The sequence below is a fragment of the Vibrio sp. VP6 genome, assembly GCF_028823755.1.
GTDB lineage: Bacteria > Pseudomonadota > Gammaproteobacteria > Enterobacterales > Vibrionaceae > Vibrio > Vibrio parahaemolyticus.
Genome location: NZ_JAPEID010000093.1, coordinates 1 through 3,810, shown reverse-complemented (window position 1 = coordinate 3,810; position 3,810 = coordinate 1). Strand labels below are relative to the sequence as shown.

Sequence of the window (3,810 nt, the reverse complement as noted above, 5' to 3'; positions counted from 1 at the left end):
CTTGGGATTCTGCTTTCAAGTTTGGGATCAGTAATCATAGGTTTCTTCTCATTTATCATCTAGACATAAAAAAGGCCGCCCAAATGCTTGGGCGGCCAAAGTGTTTCAATAAGAACATAAAATATGTGAGTTAACTAGATATGATAAACAGTCCTATCTGCTCCAGCTCCCTCATTTTGAGAGTAAAGTAACATGTCGTGTCAGAAAGGCGTAAAAACAAAATCCTTAATAAAGCTGTCTTGTAATTGAGACTGGTGTGTTTGCAGAGATTCCTCTAACAAAACCACCGATTTAAAAGGGGCACACTTTGCCCCATTTTTATTGTGGTAAATCAATGAATACTCAAACCCGAATCATTTTTTTATCTACACTAAATAATGCGTAGCGACAATTCGTTTGCATATGGCATGCCTTTTTATTACTCCAGAGGACTTAACAGTGCAAGATTCTGGGGTATTAAATGTTACTAATGCAGAGGTTGTTTCTTTACAAATTATCCCCCCTATTGACACTACTCCTATAGGCTTAGACAAACAATTTACTGCTACCGCCATTATGACAGATGGCTCCAATATTCCAGTTACAAACAATTCGGCCATCAACTGGACATCTAGTGATACGAGTGTAGCAACAATTACTTCAGGACTTGTAAGTGGTAATGGTCTAGCACATGGTGTATCGAAAGGCACAGTAACAGTTTATGCTGTTGGTTTCGTCGATGGCACCCGATTTGAAGGCTCCGCTCAATTGGAAGTGACAGATGCCGTACCCGTTAACTTGACTATAACTCCAGTTGATCCAAGTATTGCTAAAGGTACTGAGCAACAGTTTGAAGCAGAAGTTGCTTTATCTTCTGGAATTAACTTAACGGTGACAGAGGAGGCAGACTGGAGCTCTAGTGACACAAATGTTGCTACTATTACCTCATCGCAAACATTGGGTAATGGTGTTAGCTATGGGGTCGATGTTGGTACAGCAAATATCTCTTCAAGTTTTTCACTTAATGGAGTAACTGTTAGCAATACGACACAATTGAACGTCACTCCTGCAACAATTGTAAGTGTTGAGGTGACTCCGTTGGGGCCTTCTGTTCCGAAAGGAGCTACGCAACAATTTGTTGCTAAAGCAATCATGACAGATGAGTCGGAGCAGGATATTACAGCATCGGCATTAACCAGTTGGCGTACAGATAATGCGTCTATTGCTACAGTCAATGAGCTTGGTTTAGTGCAAACTCTCGAACAAGGAGTCACGTTAGTTCAAGCTACATACGATGGTTTTACAGGAGAAACAATAATCATCGTTACTGAGCCGGTATTAGATTCAATAACGGTTACCCCTAACCCTATCATTGTAGGAATAGGGGTTGAAGGGATTGGATATTTGACTGCGATAGGGCATTATTCTGATGGGGGGGGCAACAGATCTTACGGACGTCGTTGATTGGTCTGGTCAAGATACAGCTATAGCTGCAGTTGGTAGTGGGGGGCTAGTTATCGGTTCTTCTCTTGGTAGTACTACAACGCAAGCATCAACAACTAATAGTATTGGGGGTACTATAACAAGTGAACCTTCAACCATTGATGTTAAAACTTTAGTTAGTATAACCGTCTCACCAAGTGATGTATCTATAGGCATCGGAGAAAGCCAACAATTAACGGTGACAGGATATTTTAGTTATTCAACAGAAGGTGATATCTCAGAAGTTGTTACATGGAATGTAACGGATCCTAATATCGCTGTTATCTCTGAAGGTGCTGGAGGTAGTTTAGTTTCAGGAGGAACTGCTGCGTATGGTGCTACAACAGCGGTTGCGATGTCACAAGGCATTACAAGTAATACAGTTAATATATCCGCTATCAACACCTTAGCTGGACCTGCTATTGATGTCTTAGATGTAACTAATGGTGATGGCACTGGTAAATTATATGTTAACTCCCCTAGTGTGGCCTATCTAGATAGTATTGGCGGTTCTGATAGTAGTGGCGTATTTGCTGAAACAACCCCTGTAGGTGACTTTTACGTATATACTTGGGAGTAAGCGAATACTTTATGTGATACTTACAATGCACAACGACTTGCTGGAAGAACAAATTGGCGTTTACCTGAGGCCAGCGAGCCAAATCATTATTTAGTCAGTTTACTTTTAGAACTTACTAGTGGTAACAATTTTGACGCTTATTACACATCATGTACTTCAGAACCTTAATGCTTTGAGGTTATGAAGTTATATAAATAACGGAGGCATTGCCTCCGTTATTTCAAAGTGCACATTAGATTTTATATTAAGCATACAATCGTCTGTAGGGCCTCGGCAACAACACTTATCGAAACCATTTGGATTATTTAAAATATCTTAATATTTACACTAGTTGTTGTTTCTCTTATATTATTATGATTAATCGCTTTCCGTGAACTAAGTCTATTCGGTTACTCATGTTTTTGCATTGTCTATGATAAGTATCGACTTCGGAAATTTAATATCTTCTTCGGAAAGTGGATTATTTTTTACGATTGGAGCGAGAAGTTACCCATGAAAAGCCAAGTTTTTTCAATATGGTATAGACATAATCTGGATGACAATCTACGTTAAATTCTTGCTTAATATATAGATGGATATCTGACCTGGTTAATCGTTTCTCTGCAGGCTTTGATGTGTTCTGTTCAATATATTGAGACAATAATTTTTCCTGGCTCGAACTTAACAATGCAGGACGGCCACTACGAGGTTTTTCTTGCAGTCCATCTAACCCTTCCGTGAGATAATTTTTAACCCACTTATTAACGCTAGTGCGACTAACGTTAAGACGTTTTGCTATTTGAGTTCGAGTATATCCTTCCTGAAAAAGAGCTAAGGCGAGTAAACGCATCTTCATTTGAACAGATTTTTGTTGGTAGGCAAGGGTTATAAAGTCGATATATGTTAGGTCATTCATATGATGTTTTGATTTATATTTAAACTTTTTGAGTATGAGTGGTTTGCATCCTGGCGCTCTGAGCTCAAAGTGATCGATGACACGTAATCATCCTCACCATCATTGTAACGAGCAGATTCAACACCCAAATGCTTTGCTACATAAGCCCTCAGCGCTTCTAGTTTTTTACACATCAACAGTCGTCACTCTTGATGTCGATATTTCTGTGTTTCTACCAGTTGCATCAACTCGTAATAATGGCGCCATGGATTAAAAATTCAATATCAACAAAATTGAAAGCTGGGAGCGTACACAAAAACCACAACTATTATGTTGGTAACGTGTTAGAACTGTACCATCACTTAGAAACTATTATAGTGAGACATGCGGGTTATAATCGTAACGTTCGAGGCTTATCATTTGAAGTAAAAAAACGAACATTTTGGATCTCTACCGTTATGGTAATGAAAGACAACGTAACAAATAGCATGGATATAGATATAAATATAGTATCTTCACACCTTTCAAACAATAATATTATTCGTACAGTTCACTATTATCTTTAACTCACAGAAATGCATAGCAGATATAGAACGCCGAACATTCTCATTGAAATATTAAATGATTATCAAAACAAAATATGCATATACTAAATTTAAAATGTAGGATTTTTCCTTTTAAACTCTTAATTCACTAAACTAACACTCCTCTAACAAATCCATTTTATTTATTTCGCAATATTTGTTTGATGTTAGTTTTGAACGATGTTCATTTGTTGGATAATATCCTGAATCCATGGAGTAAATCATGAAGTTGAAAACGCTAACCTTTGCGATGATATTCGCAACTGGCTTTGTAAATGGGCTTTGTTGCGTAATTCGATGGAACTAAATCA

The 3,810-nt window shown here is 38.0% G+C and carries 3 protein-coding genes; 2 read left to right on the top strand and 1 reads right to left on the bottom strand.

Going from position 1 to position 3,810, the window contains the following annotated elements:
* Nucleotides 1-438 precede the first annotated feature (438 nt).
* Complete coding sequence (locus OU793_RS23760) at nt 439-1,443, top strand: Ig-like domain-containing protein (protein ID WP_158501040.1); 1,005 nt, start codon at nt 439-441, stop codon at nt 1,441-1,443.
* On the top strand, nt 1,409-2,041 hold the full coding sequence (locus tag OU793_RS23755; protein WP_023624646.1) for an Ig-like domain-containing protein: 633 nt from the start codon (nt 1,409-1,411) through the stop codon (nt 2,039-2,041). The genes OU793_RS23760 and OU793_RS23755 overlap by 35 nt, the downstream gene beginning before the upstream one ends.
* A gap of 460 nt (nt 2,042-2,501) precedes the next feature.
* Here the strand turns inward: OU793_RS23755 and OU793_RS23750 are convergent, their stop codons facing one another.
* Nucleotides 2,502-2,936 (bottom strand): IS630 family transposase, encoded by a 435-nt coding sequence (locus OU793_RS23750; RefSeq protein WP_023624645.1) that lies wholly within the window; start codon nt 2,934-2,936, stop codon nt 2,502-2,504.
* Nucleotides 2,937-3,810 lie beyond the last annotated feature (874 nt).

What these genes read in the sequence shown, in the direction of transcription:
- OU793_RS23755 (WP_023624646.1), top strand. Translation starts at nt 1,409, where the DNA reads ATGGGGGGGGCAACAGATCTTACGGACGTCGTTGATTGGTCTGGTCAA.
- OU793_RS23750 (WP_023624645.1), bottom strand. Translation starts at nt 2,936, where the DNA reads ATGAATGACCTAACATATATCGACTTTATAACCCTTGCCTACCAACAA.